The organism is Verrucosispora sp. SN26_14.1 (assembly GCF_004307965.1).
In the GTDB taxonomy this organism is placed as follows: Bacteria; Actinomycetota; Actinomycetes; order Mycobacteriales; family Micromonosporaceae; genus Micromonospora.
In genome coordinates, this window is sequence record NZ_SISL01000342.1 from 1 (window position 1) to 6395 (window position 6395).

At 69.3% G+C, this 6395-nt stretch carries 6 protein-coding genes and 2 pseudogenes; 7 read left to right on the forward strand and 1 reads right to left on the reverse strand.

Translation table 11 applies throughout. The features are described from left to right. A pseudogene (locus EYA84_RS23815) lies at positions 1–241 on the reverse strand (ATPase); the annotation flags it as partial. 191 nt (positions 242–432) lie between these two features. On the opposite strand from EYA84_RS23815, the gene EYA84_RS23820 reads away from it, so the two are divergent. The 7 genes and pseudogenes from EYA84_RS23820 to EYA84_RS23850 all read left to right on the forward strand — a co-directional run. Beyond that, complete coding sequence (locus EYA84_RS23820) at positions 433–1395, forward strand: MurR/RpiR family transcriptional regulator (protein WP_131055506.1); 963 nt, start codon at positions 433–435, stop codon at positions 1393–1395. Continuing rightward, positions 1392–2141 (forward strand): SIS domain-containing protein, encoded by a 750-nt coding sequence (locus EYA84_RS23825; protein WP_131055508.1) that lies wholly within the window; start codon positions 1392–1394, stop codon positions 2139–2141. Before EYA84_RS23820 ends, EYA84_RS23825 begins: the two co-directional genes overlap by 4 nt. A 25-nt stretch (positions 2142–2166) precedes the next feature. Further along, positions 2167–3570 carry an N-acetylglucosamine/diacetylchitobiose ABC transporter substrate-binding protein gene (gene ngcE, locus EYA84_RS23830; protein WP_131055511.1) on the forward strand — a complete coding sequence of 468 codons (1404 nt, stop codon included), beginning with the start codon at positions 2167–2169 and terminating at the stop codon, positions 3568–3570. Between the two features lie 37 nt (positions 3571–3607). Then, positions 3608–4549 (forward strand): carbohydrate ABC transporter permease, encoded by a 942-nt coding sequence (locus EYA84_RS23835; RefSeq protein WP_131055513.1) that lies wholly within the window; start codon positions 3608–3610, stop codon positions 4547–4549. Between the two features lie 13 nt (positions 4550–4562). Next, positions 4563–5525, forward strand: a complete 963-nt coding sequence (locus EYA84_RS23840) for a carbohydrate ABC transporter permease (protein ID WP_131055515.1) — start codon at positions 4563–4565, stop codon at positions 5523–5525. Positions 5526–5627: 102 nt separating this feature from the next. Further along, the gene (locus tag EYA84_RS23845; RefSeq protein ID WP_394347607.1) at positions 5628–6026 is read left to right on the forward strand and encodes a VOC family protein; all 399 of its coding nucleotides are present in this window, start codon (positions 5628–5630) and stop codon (positions 6024–6026) included. Positions 6027–6046: 20 nt separating this feature from the next. Continuing rightward, positions 6047–6395 (forward strand): annotated as a pseudogene (locus EYA84_RS23850) (bifunctional 3'-5' exonuclease/DNA polymerase); the annotation flags it as partial.

Consider the following 6395-nt stretch of genomic DNA (forward strand, 5'->3'; position numbering starts at 1 on the left):
CCTGGAGGCGGCCCGCTCCGGCGAGGCCGATGGCGCCGGCGCGTACCCGGGTCGGGTCGATGCCGGCCAGTGCCGCGCGTAGGGCGGTCAGGAGCTCCCCGGCGGCGCGGGTGGCGCCGTGGCTCGTGGGGTTGCCGCCGCCGGCCCGGCCGGTGCCGAGACGGCCGCCGTCGAGGGTCACGGCGAGCGCCCGGGTGGACGTGCCGCCGACATCGAGGCCGATCACGACGGTGTCGGACATCGGCATCCAACCTCCTTGATCGATCTGCGTTCATGCTGGTCGCGGTGCCTCTGCGGGGCAAGAGGCGGATCCGGGCCCGGACAGTGCGTCAGGTAACAGTTTGAAAACTTCGCCCACGGTCTTGACACGGAGGTGGCTTCAGTAAGAACTTTTACCACTATCAGTTAACAGTCTTTTCCGAAAGGCGTCCCATGGTTGATCACGAGGCGGACACCTCCGCGGGCACCGCGGTGGCCGACGCCGACCGGGTTGACCGGCGGGGCGCCATCGGCGTCGCCTCGGGCGGGATACTCGCTCGGGTGCGCAGCGGGTCAGACGAGCTGACCGGCGCGCTGCGCCGGGTCGCCGAGCATGTCCTCAGCGACCCGGAGGCGGCGGCGCGGGCCACCATCGTCGAGCTGGCCGAGCGCAGTGGCACGTCACCGGCCACGGTCACCCGGTTCTGCCGGGCGATGGGCTTCGACGGCTACGCCGACCTGCGGTTGGGCATCGCCTCCGAGACCGGCCGGGCCCGCTCGGCCGGGTGGACCGTCGACATCGGACGCGAGATCCAGCCCAGCGACCCGCTGGACCGGGTCCTGGAACAGATCATGGCGGCAGACACCCGGGCCATGCACGACACCGCCGCGCTGCTCGACCTCGACGAGGTGGAACGGGCCGCGAACGCCATCGCCGGGGCCAGCCGGGTCAACATCTTCGGTGCCAGCGGCAGTGCCCTGGTCGGCGAGGAGATGCAGTTCAGCCTGCACCGCATCGGGGTGGCCGCCTGGGCGTGGAACGACGTGCACTCCGGGCTCGCCTCCGCCGCGCTGCTGCGCCCAGGCGACGTCGCGCTGGGCATCTCGCACAGCGGCCAGACCCGGGAGGCCATCGAGATGGTGGCCGAGGGCGGCAGCCGGGGCGCGACCACCATCGCGCTGACCGGGTTCCGTCGCTCGCCGCTGGCCGAACTGGCCGACGTCGTGCTGCTGACCGCCAGCCACGCCACCACGTTCCGTCCGGACGCGCTGTCGGCCCGGCATCCGCAGCTGGTCGTCCTCGACCTGCTCTACATCGCGGTCGCCCAGCGCACCCACGACCGCGCACACGCGGCCTTCCGGCGTACCGCCCAGGCCGTCGACGGGCACAAGGCCGCGAGGGGAGCCAGCGCATGATCAGCGCCCAGGGGTACGCGGACGCCGTCCGCCCCGTTCTCGACCGTCTCGTCGACCGGGGGCACGAACCGCTCGGCCGGGCCGCCGACCTGATCGCCGGCAGCCTGCGCGACGGTGGGGTGCTCCAGGCGTTCGGGGCCGGGCACTCCGAGGCGTTCGCGGCCGAGCTGGTGGCCCGGGCCGGCGGGCTGGTGCCCACCAACCGGCTCACCCTGCACGACCTGGTGCTGCACGGCGACGCCCCGCGCGACCTGCTCGCCGACCCGAAGCTGGAGCGCGACCCGGCCATCGCCCACCAGCTCTACGAGATCGCCGCGCCGCAGCCGCAGGACGTGTTCGTGGTGGCGTCCCAGTCCGGCATCAACGGCTCGGTGGTCGAACTGGCCCTGCTGGTCACCGGTCGCGGTCACCCGTTGATCGCGGTCACCTCGGTCGAGCACACCGGACGGGTCGCTCCGCGCCACCCGTCGGGCCGGCAGCTCGTCGATCTCGCCGACGTCGTGCTGGACAACGGCGCGCCGTACGGTGACGCACTGCTGCCGCTCGAGGGCGGCGGCGCGGTCTGTGCGGTCTCCTCGGTCACCTCGGCGCTGCTGGCGCAGCTGCTGACCGCGGAGGTCGTACGACGGTTCCACCAGGCCGGAGAGGCACCCCCTATCTACCTCTCCGCCAACGTCCCCGGTGGGGACGAGCACAACCTCGCCCTCGAGTCGCGGTACGCCGGTCGTCTCCGGCGCACCGCCTGACCCGACACCACAAGGAGAGTCAGAGATGTCCGTTTCCCCCGATCTGAACCGCCGGACCCTGCTGCGCCGCGCGGCCGCCGCGGGCCTCCTGGTGACCCCGGCCGCGGGTCTGCTCAGCGCCTGCGCGGGCAGCACGCCCAGCGAGAACACCGACAACGCCGGGGAGAAGAGCACCGACAACCCCTTCGGCGTGCAGGCTGACAGCGCCGTGAAGGTGGTCATCTTCAACGGTGGGCTCGGTGACGCCTGGGCGAAGGAAGATCAGGCGATCTTCAACGCCAAGCACCCGAACATCACCGTCAACATGAGCTCCACCCAGAAGATCAAGACCGAAGAGCAGCCCAAGATGGCGACGCAGCCGAGCGACGTCGTGATGAACTCGGGCGCCGACATGATGGACATCAGCACCCTGGTCAACGAGGGCGCCATCGAGCCGCTGGACGACCTGCTCGCCGCCCCGGCCTGGGAGGGCGGGGGCACCGTCGCCGACACCCTGCTGCCCGGCACCGTCGCCGACGGCACCTTCCAGAGCAAGTTCTACGTGGTCAACATCGCCTACACGGTCTGGGGCAACTGGTACAACTCGGCCCTGTTCGACCGGGAGGGCTGGGCCCCGCCGAAGACCTTCGACGAGTTCTTCGCGCTCGCCCCGAAGATCAAGGCCAAGGGCATGTCGCCGTACGTCTACGACGCCGTGCACGGCTACTACCCGCGCTGGGCGCTGATGGCCACGGTCTGGAAGTCGGCCGGCAAGCAGGCGGTCATCGACATCGACAACCTCAAGGAGAACGCCTGGCGGGCCGACGGCATCCTGCCTGCCCTGGAGGTGTGGGAGAAGCTGGTCAAGGACAAGCTGGTGCTCCCGGGCAAGCTCGACCACACCCAGTCGCAGCAGGCCTGGCTCGACGGCAAGGCGGCCTTCATCCAGGTCGGCACCTGGCTCAAGAACGAGATGGCGGCGACCATCCCGCCGGGCTTCGAGATGAAGATCTCCGACTACTGGGGCCTGGGTGCCACCGACAAGGCGCCCAACGACGTCTACGCCGGCGCCGGCGAGGGCATCGTGGTGCCGAGCAAGGCCCCGAACAAGGCGGCGGCCAAGGAGTTCCTGCGGGCCGTGCTCTCCAAGGCCGGTTCGGCGAAGTTCGCCGAGCTGACCAAGTCCCTCGCCTCCACCACCGGCTCCGGCGACAACGTCCAGGACTCGGCGCTGGCCAGCGCCAACGACCTGATGAAGAACGCGCCCAAGGACCTGGTCTCGATCAAGTTCTGGAACTTCTACGCGGACCTGGACAAGGAGAGCCAGAACCTCTCCCAGGAGCTGATGGCCGGCCGGCTCACCGCCGCGCAGTTCGTCGACAAGATGCAGGCCGCCGCCGACAAGGTGGCCAAGGACTCGTCCATCACCAAGCAGACCCGCGACGCGTGACACCCGCCGGACCCAACCGAACGAGGAAGTGAGAGACATGCGGCACGGTGTTGGCCGTTTCGTCACGGGTTTCCTGGCACTGCCGGTCGGCCTCTACGTCTTCTACGTGGTGTGGCCCTTCCTGCAGGCCGCCGGGTACTCGCTGACCGACTGGGGAGGCTACTCCGACAGGCAGCAGTTCGTCGGGCTGGACAACTACATCCGGTTGTTCTCCGACGAGCTGATCAGGAAGGCGTTCTGGCACAACGTCTTCTTCCTGATCACCGTGCCGCTGTTCACCATCGCGCTGGCCCTGTTCCTCGCGTTCCTGCTCAACGTGGGCGGACGCGAGGACAAGGCCGGCATCCGGGGCGTCTTCGGCTCCGGGTTCTACAAGGTGATCTTCTTCTTCCCGCAGGTGCTCTCCCTGGTCGTCATCGCGGTGATGTGGCAGCAGATCTACCGCGCCGACAGCCAGGGCCTGATCAACGGCCTCCTGATGAAGATCGGGCTGGTCAGCGAAGAAGACCCGATCACCTTCATGTACGACCCGGAGCCCTTCCTCGGCGTACCGGCGGTGTTGTGGTGGTTGTTGCTGATCGCGGTCTGGAGCGGCGCCGGTTTCTACATGGTGCTGTTCTCGGCGGCCATGCAGTCGATCCCGAAGGACGTCTACGAGGCGGCCATCCTCGACGGCGCGGGACGCTTCCACACCTTCTTCCGGATCACCCTGCCGCTGCTGCGGGACACCGTCTCGGTGGCCTGGGTCTACCTGGGCTTCATCGCCCTGGACATGTACGCCCTGGTCTTCGTGATGACGCCCAGCCAGGGCGGACCCAACCACGCCAGCGAGATCTTCGCGTCGGTGCTGAACTTCACCGCCTTCCAGAAGGGCCAGTTCGGCTACGCCTGCGCCATGGGCGTGGCGCTGGCGATCTTCACGATCCTGCTGGCCGCGCTCCAGCTCCGGATCACCCGTCGTGAGCGGATCGAGTACTGAGGAGACCTGGACGATGAGCACGGTGACCCACACCCCGGGTGGCCAGGCCGGGCCCGACCAGGCCCCGCCGCCGGGACGTACGCCGGCCGAACGCGCCGCCGTCGGTGGCGGTCGTGCCGGGGCACGGTTCTTCAACGGCTTCTCGCACCTGTTCCTCGCCGTCTGGGCGATCATGGTGTTCTACCCGCTGCTGTGGGTGGTGATGTCGGCGCTCAAGACCGACTCGGAGGTGATCCGCAAGCCGCTGTCGCTCATCCCGGAGCAGTTGCAGTGGCACAACTTCGGTAGGGCCTGGACCGAGGGGCACATCGGCGAGTTCTTCCTCAACACCGTGCTGGTGTTGACCGGCAGCGTCTTCCTCACCATGCTGCTCGGCTCGATGGCCGCCTACGTGCTCGCCCGCTACGAGTTCCCCGGCAACCGGCTGATCTACTACATGTTCCTGTCCGGTCTGACCCTGCCGATCTACCTCGCCGCGGTGCCGCTGTTCAAGGGCGTCTACAACACCGGTGTGGCGCTGCCGTTCCTCGGCCCGAACAAGCACCTGATGCTGATCCTGGTCTACGTGGCGTGGTCGCTGGCGTTCACCGTCTTCTTCATGCACTCGTTCTTCCGGACGCTGCCCAACGCGATCGCGGAGGCGGGCATGGTCGACGGGGCCTCGCACAGCCGGCTCTTCTTCAGCGTGATGCTGCCGATGGCCAAGCCCGGCCTGATCAGCATCGGCATCTTCAACGTGCTCGGCCAGTGGAACCAGTGGTACCTGCCGACCCTGCTCATGCAGTCGGTGGCCGGCGAGCCGAAGAACCAGGTCATCTCCCAGGGGCTGATCGAGCTGTCGGTCAACCAGGGCTACCGCTCCGACTGGTCCGGCCTGTTCGCCGGGGTGACGATGGCGATGCTGCCGGTGCTCATCGTCTATATCGTCTTCCAGCGCCAGGTGCAGTCCGGCCTCACCGCCGGCGTCAGCAAGTAGCGCACACCGTCCGCCCCCGGCCCACCGGTCGGGGGCGGACTTGACCTCGACGTCGGTTGAGGTTGCACGATTCTCGCTCGGTCTACCGAGGGAGCAACCGTGATCGACCCCGCCGCCAGCATCCGGATCGCCCGACCGTCCCGTGACCTCGCGGTCGCGGAGCACTTCTATCGCGACGGGCTCGGCCTGCACGTGCTCTGGCGAGGGCAGGGCGGTCCCGGCGAGCACGACCTGATCATGCTGGGCTGGCCGGAAGCCTCCTGGCACCTGGAACTGGTCGGCGGCCCGCACCTGGCGGTCCGACCGACACCGAGCCCCGAGGACCTGCTCGTGATCTACCTCGGCGAAGCTCCCGACGAGAAGCTCGTCCCCCGACTCGAATCCGCCGGTGGTCGCCGGGTCTCCCAGGGCGCCTACTGGGACCGGTGGGGGATCACCGTCGAGGATCCGGACGGCTACCGCCTCGTGCTGTCCCACCGCTCGTGGTCGAACGCCGACTGACTCTGCTCCTGCCCGCGGGGGTGTCGTACCCGGGCGGAAGAATGCTGTTCGTGCTGGTGGCGGTGGTGCCCGACGAGCGGGGCGGGGGAGTGCTGCAACCCCTCGACCCGGCGGGCGCCGCCGTGGGGCAGCCGGAGCCGACCGCCGACCTGGCCGCCGCGGTGGCCGCCCGGGAGCGGGCCGACTCGCCGCGCTGGGTCTGGGCCTGCGGCACCACCCTTTATCCGGCGCTGCTGCGGGCCGGTGTCCGCGTCGCTCGCTGCCACGACGTGGAGCTGACCGAGGCGTTGCTGCTCGGCTACGCCGGCCGCTTCGGTGAGCCCCGCGCGTTGGCGGCGGCGTGGGCGCGGTTGACCGGAGCGCCGGTGC